This window comes from Micromonospora sp. NPDC005172 (genome assembly GCF_040608555.1).
Taxonomy (GTDB): domain Bacteria; phylum Actinomycetota; class Actinomycetes; order Mycobacteriales; family Micromonosporaceae; genus Micromonospora.
Map to the genome: position 1 here is coordinate 16,989 of NZ_JBEXIL010000004.1, position 15,764 is coordinate 32,752.

At 73.4% G+C, this 15,764-nt stretch carries 18 protein-coding genes; 9 read left to right on the plus strand and 9 right to left on the minus strand.

All coding sequences use genetic code 11. The features are described from left to right. Positions 1–21: 21 nt before the first annotated feature. The 4 genes from ABZV06_RS04000 to ABZV06_RS04015 are packed head-to-tail and all read right to left on the minus strand — an operon-like array spanning position 22 to position 4,539. Entirely contained in the window at positions 22–705 is a 684-nt protein-coding gene (locus ABZV06_RS04000) for an SIS domain-containing protein (protein WP_355618698.1), read from the minus strand. Continuing rightward, on the minus strand, positions 702–1,919 hold the full coding sequence (locus tag ABZV06_RS04005; RefSeq protein WP_355237712.1) for a glycosyltransferase: 1,218 nt from the start codon (positions 1,917–1,919) through the stop codon (positions 702–704). The genes ABZV06_RS04000 and ABZV06_RS04005 overlap by 4 nt, the downstream gene beginning before the upstream one ends. Next, positions 1,904–2,878, minus strand: coding sequence for a glycosyltransferase (locus ABZV06_RS04010; RefSeq protein WP_355618443.1), 975 nt, complete (start codon positions 2,876–2,878; stop codon positions 1,904–1,906). The genes ABZV06_RS04005 and ABZV06_RS04010 overlap by 16 nt, the downstream gene beginning before the upstream one ends. After that, complete coding sequence (locus ABZV06_RS04015) at positions 2,875–4,539, minus strand: HAD-IIIA family hydrolase (protein ID WP_355618446.1); 1,665 nt, start codon at positions 4,537–4,539, stop codon at positions 2,875–2,877. Before ABZV06_RS04015 ends, ABZV06_RS04010 begins: the two co-directional genes overlap by 4 nt. 155 nt (positions 4,540–4,694) lie before the next feature. On the opposite strand from ABZV06_RS04015, the gene ABZV06_RS04020 reads away from it, so the two are divergent. Both ABZV06_RS04020 and ABZV06_RS04025 read left to right on the plus strand, forming a co-directional pair. Further along, the gene (locus ABZV06_RS04020) at positions 4,695–5,141 is read left to right on the plus strand and encodes an SRPBCC family protein (protein WP_355618449.1); all 447 of its coding nucleotides are present in this window, start codon (positions 4,695–4,697) and stop codon (positions 5,139–5,141) included. A gap of 141 nt (positions 5,142–5,282) precedes the next feature. Then, positions 5,283–6,050, plus strand: a complete 768-nt coding sequence (locus tag ABZV06_RS04025; RefSeq protein WP_355237724.1) for a polyprenol monophosphomannose synthase — start codon at positions 5,283–5,285, stop codon at positions 6,048–6,050. Between the two features lie 77 nt (positions 6,051–6,127). Here the strand turns inward: ABZV06_RS04025 and ABZV06_RS04030 are convergent, their stop codons facing one another. Beyond that, complete coding sequence (locus tag ABZV06_RS04030) at positions 6,128–7,738, minus strand: NAD(P)/FAD-dependent oxidoreductase (RefSeq protein WP_355618452.1); 1,611 nt, start codon at positions 7,736–7,738, stop codon at positions 6,128–6,130. A gap of 72 nt (positions 7,739–7,810) precedes the next feature. Here ABZV06_RS04030 and ABZV06_RS04035 point away from each other — a divergent pair, with 72 nt between their 5' ends. Next, on the plus strand, positions 7,811–9,244 hold the full coding sequence (locus ABZV06_RS04035) for an aldehyde dehydrogenase family protein (protein ID WP_355618455.1): 1,434 nt from the start codon (positions 7,811–7,813) through the stop codon (positions 9,242–9,244). Positions 9,245–9,331: 87 nt separating this feature from the next. Here the strand turns inward: ABZV06_RS04035 and ABZV06_RS04040 are convergent, their stop codons facing one another. Then, a complete protein-coding gene (locus tag ABZV06_RS04040) occupies positions 9,332–9,733 on the minus strand; it encodes a ChaB family protein (RefSeq protein WP_355237733.1) in 402 nt (133 codons plus the stop codon). Between the two features lie 178 nt (positions 9,734–9,911). On the opposite strand from ABZV06_RS04040, the gene ABZV06_RS04045 reads away from it, so the two are divergent. The 4 genes from ABZV06_RS04045 (at position 9,912) to ABZV06_RS04060 (ending at position 12,268) form a co-directional block, all read left to right on the plus strand. Next, complete coding sequence (locus ABZV06_RS04045; RefSeq protein ID WP_355237736.1) at positions 9,912–10,898, plus strand: YihY/virulence factor BrkB family protein; 987 nt, start codon at positions 9,912–9,914, stop codon at positions 10,896–10,898. Positions 10,899–10,989: 91 nt separating this feature from the next. Continuing rightward, positions 10,990–11,406: a DUF2795 domain-containing protein gene (locus ABZV06_RS04050; protein ID WP_354860120.1), complete on the plus strand. Its 417-nt coding sequence runs from the start codon at positions 10,990–10,992 to the stop codon at positions 11,404–11,406. A gap of 46 nt (positions 11,407–11,452) precedes the next feature. Beyond that, a complete protein-coding gene (locus ABZV06_RS04055; protein WP_355237739.1) occupies positions 11,453–11,914 on the plus strand; it encodes an SRPBCC family protein in 462 nt (153 codons plus the stop codon). Between the two features lie 105 nt (positions 11,915–12,019). Then, entirely contained in the window at positions 12,020–12,268 is a 249-nt protein-coding gene (locus tag ABZV06_RS04060) for a hypothetical protein (protein WP_355237742.1), read from the plus strand. Here the strand turns inward: ABZV06_RS04060 and ABZV06_RS04065 are convergent. Further along, entirely contained in the window at positions 12,223–13,494 is a 1,272-nt protein-coding gene (locus ABZV06_RS04065) for an MFS transporter (protein WP_355618458.1), read from the minus strand. The two genes, ABZV06_RS04060 and ABZV06_RS04065, sit on opposite strands and share 46 nt — an antisense overlap. A gap of 157 nt (positions 13,495–13,651) precedes the next feature. On the opposite strand from ABZV06_RS04065, the gene ABZV06_RS04070 reads away from it, so the two are divergent. Next, positions 13,652–13,861, plus strand: a complete 210-nt coding sequence (locus ABZV06_RS04070) for a hypothetical protein (protein WP_355237748.1) — start codon at positions 13,652–13,654, stop codon at positions 13,859–13,861. On the opposite strand, the gene ABZV06_RS04075 is transcribed toward ABZV06_RS04070, so the two are convergent. Further along, on the minus strand, positions 13,858–14,310 hold the full coding sequence (locus tag ABZV06_RS04075; protein WP_355237752.1) for a hypothetical protein: 453 nt from the start codon (positions 14,308–14,310) through the stop codon (positions 13,858–13,860). The genes ABZV06_RS04070 and ABZV06_RS04075 overlap by 4 nt on opposite strands. Before the next feature lie 161 nt (positions 14,311–14,471). Here ABZV06_RS04075 and ABZV06_RS04080 point away from each other — a divergent pair, with 161 nt between their 5' ends. Continuing rightward, on the plus strand, positions 14,472–14,825 hold the full coding sequence (locus ABZV06_RS04080) for a DUF6401 family natural product biosynthesis protein (RefSeq protein ID WP_355618461.1): 354 nt from the start codon (positions 14,472–14,474) through the stop codon (positions 14,823–14,825). Between the two features lie 61 nt (positions 14,826–14,886). On the opposite strand, the gene ABZV06_RS04085 is transcribed toward ABZV06_RS04080, so the two are convergent. Further along, complete coding sequence (locus ABZV06_RS04085; RefSeq protein ID WP_355237757.1) at positions 14,887–15,750, minus strand: hypothetical protein; 864 nt, start codon at positions 15,748–15,750, stop codon at positions 14,887–14,889. Positions 15,751–15,764: the final 14 nt, after the last annotated feature.

Below are 15,764 nucleotides of genomic sequence, written 5' to 3' on the forward strand. Positions count from 1 at the left end.
CTCACGCTTTCCTCCTCATCCTCACGCGTCGATCTGCTGTGCGGCCGGGCCGTCGAGCACCACCTCGACCCCGGTGCGTACCGGCTCGGACGCGAGCCGACCGGCCGTCGCGGGCTCGGCGGCGGCCAGCGCCACGGGCAGTTCCTTCTCGAGGTACTCGCAGATCAGATGACTGGTGACGAGATGCAGCTCCTGGACGACCTGCGTGTCGGCCGACGACACGGTGAGCGCCTCGTCGCAGGCGTCCGCGAGGGGGTTGGGCGCGGGTCCGGTGAGCGCCCAGGTGGTCAGGCCGGCGTCGTGCGCGGCGTGCGCGGCGGTGATCAGGTTGTCGCTGGCGCCGCTGGTGCTGAGCAGCAGCAGCACGTCGCCGGGTCGGCCGTGGGCCCGCACCTGACGGGCGTAGACGTCGGCGTAGCCGTAGTCGTTGGCGATGGCCGTCACGGCGCTGGTCTCGGCGTGCAGGGCGATCGCCGACAGCGGTTGGCGGTCGTCGTGCAGCTTGCCCACCAGCTCGGCCGTGAGGTGCTGGGCCTCGGCGGCGCTGCCGCCGTTGCCGGCGACCAGCAGCCGTCCGCCGCCGGCCAGCCGGTGCGCCAGGAGAGCGCCCCAACGCGCCAACTGCGGCTCACACCGGCGGTACGGGCCCAGTGCCGCGGCGAGGTTGGTCAGGTGCTCCTCGAGCGGGCTGACCGCCGGCATCAGGCCACCACCCGGGTCGGCCGGCGTACGGCGGCGACCTCGTTGTAGACCTCGGTGAGGCGTTCGGCGGTGACCTGCCACGAGTAGCGCGACCGGGCCCGCTCGCGGGCCGCCGTGGCGTACCGGAAGCGGCGGATGCGGTCGTCGAGCAGCCCTCGGATCGCGGCGGCGAGGGCGTTGGGGTCGCGGGCCGGCACGAGGTCACCTGTCGTGCCGTCGACGACGGTGTCGCGGATACCGCCCACGGCGGTGCCGACGACCGGCACGCCGCACGCCATCGCCTCCAGCGGGGTCAACCCGAACGGCTCGTACCAGGGGGCGGCGACCAGCAGGTCGGCCGAGCGGTACCAGCGGCCCATCTCCTCGCGGGGTACCGCGCCGACCAGGTGCACCCGGTCGGCGACCCCGCACGACTCGGCGAGAGCCCGCAGCCGCCGGGCGTACGGGTCGGTCTCCAGCAGCCCTTCGGGTGGCCCGCCCACCACGACACAATCGGCGTCGGGAACCAGCGCCATCGCGCGGACGACCGTCTGGAAGCCCTTGCGCTCGACCAGCCGGCCCACGGTGAGGATGCGGGCGCGACCCGGCTCCCGGTCGGCGACCGGCCCCAGCGGGGCGAACGACGAGAGGTTGACGCCGGAAGGCACGACAGTCATCCGGGACCGGGGCACCCCCATCCGGACCAGCTCGCCGACCTCGTCGCGGCACTGGGCGACCACCCGGTCCACCGAGCGGCCCAGCTCCCGCTCGTAGGCGATGCGCCGGGCCGGGCTGGTGTCCTGCACGCCCTGGTAGCGGCGTTTCACCGTGCCCAGCGCGTGGTACGTCTGGACCACCGGCACGCCGGTCTGTCGACCGGCGGTCAACGCGGCCAGGCCACTCATCCAGAAGTGCGCGTGGATCACCTCGGGCGTCCAGTCCCCACCCCGCCACCGCTCGACGAGCCACCGGCTGAACTCGCGCATGTGCGGCAGCAGCGCGTCCTTCGCCACCGGCTCGGCCGGACCGGCCGGCACGTGCACCACGTCGTACCCGTCCGGGGCCCGAACGGTCACCGGCAGGTCGAGGGCGTCCCGGCGGGTGTACACCCGTACCTCGTGCCCGGCGGCGACGAGCGCGGCGGACAGCTCGGCCACGTGGGTGTTCTGGCCGCCGGCGTCCTCGCCTCCGAGGATGGCGAGCGGGCTGGCGTGCTCCGAGATCATCGCGATCCGCATACTTCCTCCTCCAGCAGCCGGTCCCAGTCAGCGAGGAAACGGTCGAGGCCGTATCTGTCGCGCGCGGCGGCCTGGGCTGCCACGCCGGCCTGACGCGCGGCCGCCGGCTCGGCGATGAACCGGCGGGCGGCGTCGAGCAGGACGTCCATCCGGGTGGCGAGGGCGCCCGCCTCCGGAGGCACGGCGGTGACCGCCTCGGTGGTGGCGAGCGCGACGACCGGCATGCCGATCGCCATCGCCTCGATGAGGCTGAGCCCGAGGCTGGTCCAGCGGCACAGGTGCAGGTACGCCCGCCGACGGGCCAGTTCGGCGTGCATCCGCTCCTGGGGCACGTCGTCGTGGCTGGTGAGCCGGTCGGCGGGCAGTCCGAGGTGGTCGGCGAGGCCCGCGACGCCCATGCCGAACACGTCCAGGGGCGCGATCGCGGCGAACTCGGGCAGCAGGTCCGTGCCGGTGACCCGTCCCCGCCGCACCGGCTCGTTGATCACGACGGCGAGCCGGTCCAGTTCACCCGTGTACGACAAGGCCGGCGCGACGATGCCGTGGTCGATGACCCTGGTACGGGTCGCGCCGGTGTCCCAGAAGATCTGGTTGAACCCGGTGACGTGGGCGACGAGCAGGTCACCGCGGTCGGCCATCGGGTGTCGGGTGTTCGGGACGTCGCCCTTGGGAGTGTTGTGCTCGACGTAGATGGCGGGCACGTCGCGCCCGGGACGCCGTCCCAGCCACTGCTCGGCCAGGTCGATCTCCTCCGGGCGTTGCAGCACGACCAGATCGACGTCGGTGCCGGGCAGGTCGTCGGGGGCCACCTCGACGGCGCTGTCCGGCCACGGATAGGTGCGGGCGCGGCCGAGGCCGTACGGACCCCGGTCGGGTGTGGTGGGAATCAGGTAGCGGTGACTGCCGTGCACGAAGGACGTGGTCCAGGAGCCGTGCACGTGCCAGAGCAGGATGTTCATCGGATGCCACCGCCGCTGGCTGTCAGCGTCCGTACCGCCTCGACCACCTCGGCCGGGTCGACGCCGCTCAGGCACGGGTGCCCCGGGATCGGGCAGGCCGCCGCCCGGGTGTCGCGGCAGGGCGCGTTCGCGTCGCCGAGCCGGACCGTGGGCACCCGGTAGGGCCCCCACTGCCCGAAGGGGACGGTCGGCGCGAACAGGCTCACGACCGGCACACCGGCCGCGGCGGCCAGGTGCGCGGGTCCGGTGTTCCCGACCACCACGGCGGCGGCGTCGGCGACGAGCGCGGCCAGTCCGGCCAGGTCGGTCGTACCGCCCAGGTCGGTGCCGCCCGCCGCCGCGACCCGGGCGGTGACCGTGCGCTCGTCGGGTCCGCCGGTGACCAGCACCCGGTGCCCGGCCGCCGTCAACGCGGCGGCGATCCGCGCCGCCAGCTCGGTCGGACAGGCCCGGCTCGACGCGGCCGAGCCGGGATGCAGCACCACGTAGCCGGGGTCACCGACGGCGGCGGGGCGGGGCGCCACGGCGTCGTCGCGGAGCCGCAGCACGGGTTCGTCGCCGGCGGGCAACCGGTAGCCGGCCGCGGCGGCGAGGGAGAGCGCGCGCTCGGGTTCGGGAACGCCCACCGGCACCCGGTGGCGGATGTCCACAAGCGCGCCCGGGTAGTCGTCGCTGATCGCGGCGATCCGGGTGATCCCGGCCATGCGCAGCAGCAGCGCCAGCGGCAGCGCGGACTGGTGGAACGAGGTGAACACCACCGCCTCGTCCGCGCCGACGGCCCAGAGGCGGGCGGTCAGGCGGCGCATGGCGTCGGGGTCGACCGGTGCGGGAGCGGGATCGATCCACGGCAGCGGGTGTTCGATGATCTCGTCGACGCCGGGCAACAGCTCGGCGGCGGCACGTCCACGGGGGCCGCAGAGCAGCACCACCCGCTGCGCGCCGGCCGCGACCGCGCGGATCGCGGGCCCGGTGACGAGCACGTCCCCGGCCGAGTCGGAGCGCACCACCAGCGCCGTACCCACCTTGTCGGCGGTCCGCGCGGGCCGCACGGCCCGCTGACGGCGCAGGATCTCGTCCACCGCGGACGGGAGGTCGGTCGCCACCCAGCCGGCGGCGGCGATCTCCTCCGGCCGCGTCACGGGGGTGGGCACCAGCACCCCGGCCGCGCCGGCGGCCAGCGCCGCGCCCACGTCACGGCCGATGTCACCCACCAGCACGCAGCGCGACGCACTCGTGCCCAGCTCCCGGGCGGCAGCGTGCACCAGACCGGGCGCCGGCTTACGGCAGTCGCAGCCGTCGGCGTCGTCGTGCGGGCAGACCAGCCAGGCGTCGAAGCCGCCCAGCAGCTCCTCGACGCGGGCGTGCACCGCCCGCATCTGCTCCTCGTCGAAGTAGCCCCGGGCCAGGCCCGACTGGTTGGTCACCACCGCCAGGCGCAGGCCGGCAGCCCGCAACCGGTCCAGCGCCGCCCGCGCCCCCGGCAGCGGGCGTACCTTCTCCGGGTCGCCGTTGTACGGCACGTCCTCGATCAGGGTGCCGTCGCGGTCGAGCAGGACCGCGTCGTACAGGACGCCTGCGTCGGATCCGCGACCACCCCGGCCAGCACCGGCGTACACCCGGGCTGACCTGCGCTGATACGGATCCTCCTGGTCCTGTCGCACAGCCGGCGGGTTCCCGGCGCCCGAAGGAGTAAACGTCGTCGTCAGCGCCGTGGGCCAACGCCGCCGGCGGTGCCCCGGGTCGCCTTACCCACCGCCTCGGAGAAGCTAACCCGCCGGTCCGTTAGCCGCCGTCGCGGCGCGGGTATGGGAGTCCAGTGGCGATAGTGGAGAAAGTGATCGACGCTCCCCCGCAGCAGGTGTTCGACGTCCTGGCCGACGGGTGGACGTACAGCGACTGGGTGGTCGGGACGGCGCACGTGCGCGACGTGGACGACGCCTGGCCGCGCGTGGGCAGCCAGTTGCACCACCGGGCCGGGCCGTGGCCGTTCTCGTTGCAGGACGCCTCGACCGTGCTGGTCTGCGAGCCGCCGCACCGGCTGGTGCTGCGCGCCGGTCTGTGGCCGGCCGGCGAGGCGATCGTGGCGTTCACCCTGGAGGCCGTCGACGAGGGCGCCACCCGCGTCCGTATCGGTGAGGACTTCGCGGCCGGCCCGCTGCGCTGGGTCCGGAACAAGGCCAACGACCTCGTGCTGCACCTGCGGAACCGGGAGACGCTGGCTCGCCTCTCCGACATCGCCACACGACAGAGGGGTCCGAGGTGACGCGGACGGTGGTGGCCCGCCGCCTGCGCTGAGCGCGTCGCCACCTGCGGGCGGTCCGACCGACGGGGAGCCTTTTCAATCCGGGTCGGGCAACTGGCTACCCTCTGGGGTAGCCGTGTCCGCAAACCGAGGATGTCCGACATGATCGAGCCCGTCCAGCTGCCGTCGCCGTGGCGAGACGCACACCTGACAGTCGTCGTACCCACCTACAACGAGGCGGGCAACCTGCCGGCGCTGGTCGAGCGGCTGCTCGCGCTGCCGCTGCCGGGACTGCGCATCCTCGTCGCCGACGACAACTCCCCCGACGGCACCGGGGAGGTGGCCGACAAGCTGGCCATCGAGTACCCGGAGCGGATCGAGGTGATGCACCGGGCCGGCAAGGAGGGCCTGGGCCGGGCGTACGTCGACGGCATGACCCGGGCGATCGAGGGCGGGGCCGAGTTCGTGGCCCAGATGGACGCCGACCTGTCGCACCCGCCGGAGGCGCTGCCGGGGATGCTGGGCGCGCTGCTCTCCACCCAGGCCGGCGTGGTGATCGGTTCCCGGTACGTGCCGGGTGGCGAGCTGGACGAGAACTGGCCGCTGTACCGCCGGGCGCTCAGCGGCTGGGCGAACCTCTACGTGCACACGCTGCTGCGGGTGCGCATCCGTGACCTGACCGCCGGCTTCAAGATCTGGCGGGCGGACGCGCTGAAGGACATCGGCCTGCACCGGGTGCAGTCCAACGGCTACAGCTTCCAGGTGGAGATGCACTACCTGGCCACCAAGCTCGGGCACACGATCCTGGAGGTGCCGATCCGCTTCGAGGAGCGGCGTGACGGCGTCTCCAAGATGACCACCGCGACCAAGGTCGAGAGCGCGCTGATGCCGTTCCGCCTGCGCAGCAAGCACCGCAACATCACGTCCTGACGGCTCTTCCCAGCATTGATCAAGAGGTTCGCGTCAGATTCCGGCTCGCCGGTGACGCGAACCTCTTGGTCACCGCGTCAGGTCGGGGGGTAGACCGCTCGATGGGCGGTGGAGATCGCCGCCGCGTAGGCGCGCCCGGTCAGGGCGCGGTCGCGGGCCAGGGCCGCGCGGGCCGCGTTGGCGCCCGGCGCGCCGTGCACCCCACCGCCCGGGTGCGCCGAGGAACTGGCCAGGAAGAGCCGGTCCACCGGGGTGTCCGCCCGGCCCAGGCCGGGAATCGGGCGCAGGAACAACTGTTGGTACGCGGCGGCGGTGCCTCCACCCAACGCGCCACCGACCAGGCTCGGGTCGCCCTTCTCCAGGTCGGCGGGCCCGGCCACGTGCCGACCCACGATGAGCTGCCGAAAGCCCGGGGCCGCCGCTTCGAGCACGTCCTCCATGCGCTGCACGTGCCCGGCGATGTCCTCGGTTCGCCAGTTCTGCCGGAACGGCAGGTGGGTGTACGACCAGAGCGACTCGGTGCCCGGCGGTGAGTGGCTGGGGTCTGCCACGGACATCTGCCCGACCAGCAGGAACGGGTCGCGGGGCAGTTCGCCGCGGGCCAGCTCGCCGGCATAGCGGGTCAGCCCGTCGAGGTCCGCGCCGAGGTGCACCGTCCCCGCACCGGCGACCGCCCGGTTGGTCCACGGGACCGGGGCGGAGAGCGCCCAGTCGACCTTCAGCGTCGAGCCGTCCCACCGGAAGTGCGCCAGGTCCTCGACCAGCCGCGACGGCAGGGCCGCCGCACCGACGAGGTCGAGGTAGAGCGCCGGCGCCGGCACGTCGGCGAGGACGGCCCGCCGGGCCCGCCACAGCGTGCCGCCCTCGGTGCGTACGCCCACCGCCCGGCCGCGCGCGGTGAGCACCCGGTCGACCCGCGCGCCGTACAGGATGCGACCACCGCGTTCGGCGAGACGGTCCACCAGCGCGTCGGTGATCCGCCGTGCGCCGCCGTCGGGCACCGGCCAGCCGACCTGTTGGCCGAGCATGGCCAGCAGCCAGCCGTACACGCCGGAGCCGGCCTCCTCGGGGGACAGGTCGGTGTGCAGGGCGCACCCGGCGAGCAGCGCCGGCCCACCCGCCCCGTCGAACAGCTCGTCGCCCAGCTTGCGTACGGGCACCACGAGTCGGCGGGCGAGCCGCAGCGCTCCGGCGACCCGCAGCCGGCGTAGCAGGCCCAGCCCGCCGCGTACCGGCGGGAACGGAGTGGTGATCGTGGTCAGCATCGGCTCGGCCACGTCGAGCCAGTCGGTGTACGCGTTCAGCCAGCGCTTTCCGTCGCCGGGGGCGAACTGCTCCAACGAGGCGGCCGTGGCGTCCGGGTCCCGGTTGATCACCGCGGCCCGGCCGTCGGGCAACAGGTGTGCCAGCACGTCCGGCGCGTGCCGCCAGGACAGTCCGTAGCGGCCCAGGTCGAGACCGTCGAGCACCGGCGAGGCGTACCCGAGGGGGTAGAACGAGCTGTAGAGGTCGCTCAGATAGCCCGGCGCGGTCACCTCGGCCGACTGGACCGCGCCGCCGGGCACGGCGGTCGCCTCCAGCACGACCACGTCCCACCCGGCGTCGGCCAGGAGGTTCGCCGCGACCAGGCCGTTGTGTCCGGCGCCGACGACGACGGCGTCCGCGCTCTCCGCGCCGGTGGTAGTCACCCGATCCGCCTACCCGGCGCGGAACCGGGCGAAACGCGTTTGTCTCGCCGGGGCTCGGGCATCCAGCGCCGCATGTACACGGTTGCGCAGCTGGTGGGCGGGGTGTGGGGCGCGGGCGGGGCCGGCGGCGAGCTGGTCGTGCACGATCCGGCGGACGGGGAACCGGTGACCTCGGCGCCCATCGCCACGGCCGACGAGGTCGGTAAGGCGGCCCAGGCCGCGCGGGAGGCGGCCGACGAGTGGGCGGCGACCGCGCCGGCCGAGCGGGCGGCCGCGCTGCACCGGGCCGCGGACGCGGTCGCGGCGGCCATGGACGAGCTGACCGCGGCGGTGACCGCGGAGATGGGCAAGCCCCTCGCGGACGCCCGCGGCGGCGTCGAGGCGGGCATCGGCACCCTGCGACAGTACGCGGAACTCGCGCCACTGCGCGGCGGGCGGACGCTGCACGGGGCTACCGACGCGGTGGACTTCATGACTCCGCAGCCGCGCGGCGTGGTCGCCGCGATCACCCCCTGGAACGACCCGGTGGCGGTGTCGTGCGGGCTGCTCGGCGCGGCCCTGGTCACCGGCAACGTGGTGCTCTACAAGCCGAGCGAGCGGACGCCGGGGACGGGCTGGCTGTTGGCCCGGGCCCTGGACGAGGCCCTACCGGCCGGCGTGCTGTCCCTGCTCACCGGAGGCCCGGAGGTCGGCGCGGCGCTGGCCGCACAGGACGTGGACGTGGTCGCGCACGTCGGGTCCACCGCCACCGGGCGCAAGATCGCCGCCGCCGCTGCCCGTACCGGCGCGAAGGTGCTGCTGGAGAACGGCGGCAGCGACCCGCTGGTCGTCGACGCGGGTGTCGACCCCGGATGGGCGGCGGAACAGGCCGCGCTCGGCGCGTTCGCCAACGCCGGGCAGATCTGCGTCGCGGTGGAGCGGATCTACGTACACCGCGACGTCGCCGACGACTTCGTGGCGGCGCTGGTGCGGCGGGCCGACGCGCTGCGGGTCGGGCCGGGCCGCGACCCGGGCACCGACCTGGGCCCGCTTGTCGACCGGCGGCACCGCGACCACGTGCACGGGCAGGTGACCGCAGCGGTGGCGGCCGGCGCACGGGTACGCACCGGCGGCGAGCTGCCGGACTCACCGGGGGCCTACTACCCGGCCACCGTGGTCACCGACTGCCGGCACGACATGGCACTGGTACGCGAGGAGACGTTCGGCCCGGTCGCCCCGGTGGTGGTGGTCGACTCCTTCGACGAGGCGCTGACCTGCGCGGCGGACTCCCCGTACGGGCTCGCGGCGACGGTGCTGACCGCGTCGATGAGCCACGCGCAGCGGGCCTGGCGGGAGCTGCCGGTGGGCACCGTGAAGATCAACGCGGTGTTCGGTGGGGCGCCGGGCGGGGCCGCGCACCCGCGTCGGGCCAGCGGTCAGGGCTTCGGCTACGGCCCGGAGCTGCTGGACGAGTTCACGGCCACGAAGGCGGTGCACATCGAGGCGCCCGGCGGCGGGCAGTGGTGAGTAGAACGGCGGCGAGCGGGACGGCGGCGGACAGCACGGGGCGGGCGCAGGGGTGGCGCGTCCGCCCCGTGCCGCGCCACGCGGGGGTCAGTCGCCCCGAGCCTTGCGGGTCGCCCGGTCATTGGCCTTCTCGATGGCCGTGACCAGCTCCGACTTGGTCATGCTCGACCGGCCCGGCACGTCCAGCTTGCGGGCCACCGACATCAGGTGGTCCTTGCTGGCGTTGGCGTCCACCCCACCGGCGGTGGGTGCGCGTCGCTCCGGGCCACCGCCGGCGGCCTGGCTGTCGCTCGGGCCCTTGCGGCCCTTGGGCTCCCAGTGGTCGCCCACCTTCTCGAACTGGTGCTTCACCGCCGCGAAGGCGGTGCGGTGCGACCGCTCGCCCTCGCCGTAGGTCTCCACCGCCGAGTCGTGCGTCTTCTCCCAGGTGCGCTGCGCCTTGTCCGAGGAGCGTCGCAGCGTGCTGGGCATGTCCTCGCGCGCGGGCATGTCGTCCTCCTGAAGTGTCGACAGGGTGACGATGACCGTTCCCGGAGAGCGCGGCGGCAAACCCTAGCGGCGCCGGCGGGGCACCGGACGGGTTTGTCGATTTCCCGCTCCGGGTACCGGCCGCACCAGGCCCGACCGGACGACCGGTCATCCGGTGGCCGGGGCACAGGGAGCGGGCATGACGACCACGGAGCCCGGTACGACGCTCGGCGGTGGACAGGGCACGCGGGTGCCCCGCCGGGTCCGGCAACTGAGCTGGCGGACGTGGCGCGGGGTGCTGGTCCGCAGTGTGCAGAACTTCGTGAACGACAACTGCTCGGACTGGGCCGCCGCCCTCACCTACTACGGGGTGCTGGCTCTCTTTCCGTCCGCCATCGTGGTGGTGGCGCTGGTCGGCCTGGTCTCGTCGGGTGAGCGGACCCTCGACACGGTGGTCGACCTGGCCAACCAGGTGGGCGCCGGATCGGTGGTGGCCGACGAGGACGGCGGCGTGGTCGGGGTGATCCGCTCGGTGGTGCTCCAGCAGAGCAACACCAAGGTGCTGCTGAGCTTCGGTCTGCTCGGTGCGCTGTGGTCCGCGTCGGGTTTCATCGGCGCGTTCACCCGCGCGTCGAACGCCATCTACGGGGTGGACGAGGGCCGGCCCGTCTGGAGGCTGCGGCCGTTGCAGATCGGCCTGGCCGCGGTGACGCTGGTGCTGCTCGCGGTGGTCGCCCTCGCGCTGATCGTCAGCGGCCCGGTCACCGACGCGGTCGGCGACCTGATCAACGCCGGTGGCCTGGCTCGTACGGTGTGGAGCGTCGCGAAGTGGCCGGTGCTCGCCCTGGTGATGATGGTGCTGCTGTCCCTGCTGTTCTGGATCGCCCCGAACGTGCGCCAACCCCGCTTCCGCTGGCTCACCCCCGGTGGCGCGGTGGCCCTGCTCTCCTGGGCGGTGGTGTCCTTCGGTTTCGGCTTCTACGTCGCGAACTTCGCGACCTACAAGACGACCTACGGCAGCCTGGGCGCGGCCATCGCGTTCCTGGTCTGGCTCTACCTCTCGAACAGCGCCCTGATGCTCGGCGTGCAGATCAACGCCGAGGTGCAGCGCGGCCGGCAGTTGCAGGCGGGCGCGGAGGACCCGGACGGTCCGGTGCTGCCACCGCGCAAGGCCGCCGACGACTGACGGCCGGTTGTCCGCCCGGATGTCCGACCCGGGGGCCGGTTCGTGACCGGGTGCCGGTTTACCGGGCGGGGTGCCGGGTAGCGCAGAAGGCATGGAGCGTGGCAACAGCAAGCACGGACCGAGGATCGACGAGCAGATGAGCCAGGAGGTCAGCGGCCTCGTGCAGGGGCCGGGGACCGGTGGCTCTCGGGTCGACGAGTCCCGGGTGCCGGAGCCGGCCGGCGAGGACCAGCCGGAGACCACCACGGCACCGGCCGGCGATCTGCGCACCGGCACCCCGCAGGGGATGAGTTCCACCGACGTCGAGCAGCGCAGCCGGCTCGGCCGGTTCATCTCCATGAGCGCGCTGCCCGGCGACCGACTGGTGCTCATCGCCAGCGCCCGGGAGAACGAGGCGCCCGACGACATCGTGGCGGCGCTGGAACGGCTCCCCGAGGGCACCGAGTACCAGACGGTCTCCGAGGTGTGGGCCGCGCTCGGCAACAAGAACGAGACAACCCGCTGGTAGGGATCACCCCCGATCCGACAGGCAGCGGCCGAAGGAGGACTGACCGATGAGTGGCGTTACCGAACACGTCGACGTTTCCGTTCCCGTACGCACCGCATACGACCAGTGGACGCAGTTCGAGGAGTTCCCGCAGTTCATGGAGGGTGTGCAGGAGGTCCGGCAGCTCTCCGAGACGATGACCCACTGGACGGTGGACATCGCCGGCGTGAAGCGCGAGTTCGACGCCGAGATCACCGAGCAGTTGCCCGACGAGCGGGTCGCGTGGCGCTCCACCGGCGGCACCCAGCAGGCCGGTGTGGTGACCTTCCACCGCCTGGACGAGAGCAAGACCCGGGTCACCCTCCAGCTCGAGTTCGAGCCGCACGGCGTGGTCGAGCAGGCCGGCGACAAGCTCGGCATCGTCGACCGGCGGGCCAAGGGCGACCTGGAGCGGTTCAAGACGTTCATCGAGCGGCGCGGTCAGGAGACCGGCGCCTGGCGTGGCTCGGTGGACCGACCGCAGCCGTGATCCTGAGCACCGACCGAGGATGGCCGCCGGGGTTCCCGGCGGCCATCGTCGTCTCCGGGGTCGGGTACCCGTTTGCGGTCATCGCGCCCGGGTACCGCTGATGTCATGACGGACGACAGGGTGTGGCGGGACGAGGAACGGCTACCGCTGGAGGAACTCGAACGCGCCGTGGCGGGCTCCAGCATCGACGGGCAGGCCGACGACGTGACCGGCAACGACGCCGGCGAGGAGGCCGCCTTCGGGCACGGGCCGGCGGCGACCGACCGCGGTGGCGAGGGAGGGCGGGAGCCGACCGACCCCGAGCGCGCCTACCGTCCGTCGACGACCGGTCGGACCGGCCCGGACAACGGGTAGTCCTCGCCGGGCGTACCGGGCCGGCCGGCGGACCCGGTCGACCGGCGCGCACCCAGCTCGTAGAGCACGATCAGCGCCAGCGAGAGCACCACCAGGGCCGGACCGAGCACCTGCACCGACACCGTGCTGATCAGCACGCCGAGCCCTGCCGGGACGAGCGCCGCGCCCAGGCCGGCCGCGCCGATCTGCAACCCGATGGCCCGGTCCGCGTGCGCCGCCCCGACCCGTTCGGGAGTGGTGAGGGTGAGCAGCGGGAAGACCGGCGCGGCGGCGAACCCGACGACGACCAGGCCGAGTACCGCCAGCACCGCCGAGCCGGGGACCGCGACCAGTGCGGCGCCGACGGCCATGCCGGCCAGGCTCACCCGCAGCACCAAACGGGGGCCGAGCCGTTCGGCGACCACGCCCTGCACCACCCGGCCGACGAAGAGACTCCCCCAGTACGCGGAGACGCAGCCGCCGGCCACCGCGGCGCTCAGGCCGCGCCCCTGGGTGAGCAGCAGGAACGCCCACAGGCCGGCGGACACCTCGATGGCGACGTACAGCGCGAAGGCCAGGGTCCCCGACCAGACGACCGGCAGCCGCAACGTCGTCAGGATCGGCACCCGCACCGGCGGCACAGCCTCGGGTGTCTCCGTTACCGACCCGGAGGCGGGATCACTGCGCCGCCACGCGCGTACCGTCAACGCGAACGCGGAGGCGAGGGCGAGCTGGGCGGCGGCCACGATGCCGTACCCCCACCGCCAGGCCAGCCCCGCGCTCAGCGCCGCCGTCATGATCAGCGGACCGATCGCCACGCCCAGGCCGAAAAAGGCGTGCAGCCAGTTCATGTGTCGCGGGCCGAACGCGCCGGCGGCGTACGCGTTGAGCCCCGAGTCGATAGCGCCGGAACCCAGCCCGAGCAGCAGCGCGCAGCCCACGATCACGGCCAGCCCGGGGCTCAGGGCGTACCCGGTCAGCGCGAGGCTGGCCAGCAGGGTGCTGCCGGCCAGCAGAGCGCCCACGCCGAGGCGGGCCAGGGTGAACCCGGCCAGCACGCTGGAGGTGAGGTAGCCGACGGTGCCCGCGGCGAGCAGCAGCCCGACGGCCTCGGTCGGTACGCCGAAGTCTCCCCGGATCGACGGCCACCCGACACCGAGCAGTCCGTCCGGCAGGCCGAGGCTGACGAACGCGAGGTAGGCCAGCAGGAGCAGCGCGGCGCGGGGTGGGGCGGGCGACGTGGACATGGGTCAGCATCCTGCCGCAGCGCACCCTACCGTTGGCGAGGGCTGCCCGCCCGCCGCGACAAGAAGTGGTGTCCGGATGGTCGAGAAAGCGGACAGCTCAGTCAGAATCGGCCGATCGGGGGACGGCAGACGGGCTCGTTCGCGTAAGAATTTCGGGATGCATCAAGGCTCCGGAATCCTCTCCACGAGTCAGCGCCGTCTCGCCTGGCTCGGCTTCCTGCTCGCCGCGCTGCAGGCGCCCGTGTCGGCCCGGCTCGTCTCCGACGACTCGTGGCTGTTCAGCGTCTGCGTCGCGCTGATGGTGGCGACCGTGATCATCGCCGACGACGCCGCCCGCCGCCGGCCCGCCAACGCCACCGGCGACTAGCCGGTCCCCTCGGCCGGTCGGGCCTCGTGTCCCGGCCGGCCCCGAGTGCGGCGGCGCTCTTTCATCTCCGCCTCGTACAGGTGCCGCCGCCCACCGACCAACTCGTCGCGGGCCTGCTGGTCCAGCTCCCGGAACAGCGCGTGGTAGCCGTCGTCGAAGTCCTCGACGATCTGGAACGTCCACCGGCCGGCGATCACGTTGCGGCCCAGCAGTTCGGTGTCGATCCGCTCGGCGATCCGATGCTGTCCGGCGGCACGGAACTTCTCCACCGCGTCGTCGAGCATCAGGTCGGCGTGCCCGATGAGCTGGTGCAGCGAGTACAGGTGCCCGCGGGCCCGTTCCACGCACTCCAACGCCTCGCTGAGCTTGCCCAGCGCGGCGACCGTCTCGTCGCTGACCCCCGCTGGCCGCCGGTGCTGGTCGTCCGGCCCGTCCGCCCGCTGCGCCATCGGTGCTCCCGTGCTCTGTGCCACCCTGGGTCGTCGGGTGTCTCCTGCCCTGTCTGTGCCGGATCAACCCTCGCGGCCAGCCCCGACTCGTCCGGTGGCACACCCCACAAGCGCCGAGCGGCCGAGGCCGGTCGATGACCTGTCGGTTAGCCTCGGTCACCATGCGTGTGCCGTTCACCCGGGTCGCCTCCCCGACCGCCGTCGAGTCGGCGCGGTCCACCCTGGCCGCCCTCACCGTCTCCGTGGGCACCGCCGGCCTCACCGCCGCCGCGGCGCGCCCCGGGTTGCTGGCGCTGGTCGACCAGCACGCCGCCGCCGTCCGCGACAGCCTGGACGGGGACCGACGGCCGTTGACCGTCGCCACGCTCGCCGGCTACGCCGAGGGGGTACGCACCGCCGCCCTGGAGCACGGGTGGACGCCGCCACGGGGTCCGGTGGACTGGAGCGCGCCGGAGTGGCCGCTCGCCCGACTGGTCGCCGTCTGCGCGCTGGCCCGCTCACTCGACCGTCACTGACACGCGGGAGGGGCGCCCACGCGTAGCGCGGACACCCCTCCCCTCGCACGATCACGCCCCGCTACGGGCGGTACTGCTGGGTTTCGTCGGCCGCACCGGACTGGTACGTGCCACGTCCACCGGCCACCGTCGACTGTTCGTCGACCCGGGGCATGGCCTGGGTCCGGTCGCCGCCGCGGTCGGCCATCTGCCGCTGCATGTCGCCCCGCCCGGCAGCGTTGGCCCGCCGGTGCTCCTGCACCGCCTGGGCCTCTCGGGCGGCCCGGTCCAGCCAGCCGTCCCAGCGGTTCTGCATCGGCTTCACCAGACCACCGCCGACGCCGACGATCAGGATGCCGGCGACCGTGGCGAGGACCGCGATCAGCACCGGAGTGGTGACCGTGGTGGCGATGCCCACCTGGTTCAGCGCGGCGATCACGCCGAGCGCGATGATGAAGATCGCCGTCAGGTCGGCCAGGACCTTGCCGTACGAGAGTCCGCCCAGCGCCCCGGTGACCAGATCGCGGACGGCGTTGGCGATGGCGGCCGCGATCACCACGATGACGATCGCGATGAACGCGCGCGGCAGCCAGGACACCACGCCGCTGATCAGGTCACTGATCGCGTTGGGCCCCCAGACTCCGAAGGCGAACTGCAGGGTGAACAGCAGGACGGCGTAGTACGCCAACCTGGCCAGGATGTCGCTGGCGTCGTACTTCGTTCTCTCGAGTGCCCGTTTGATGCCTCCGCGTTCGACCGCTTCGTCGAAGCGCACCCGTTCCAACACCGCATCCACGATCTTGAGGACCGCTCTGGCGATGAGCCAGCCGACCACGAGGATGACGATGAAGGCCACTGCCTTCGGGATGAAGAGCAGCACCGACCTCCAGGTGTCGGCGATGGCATCGCCGATGTCGGCCTGTCGGACCGCGAGGGTTTTGAGCATGATGTCCCTCCTGT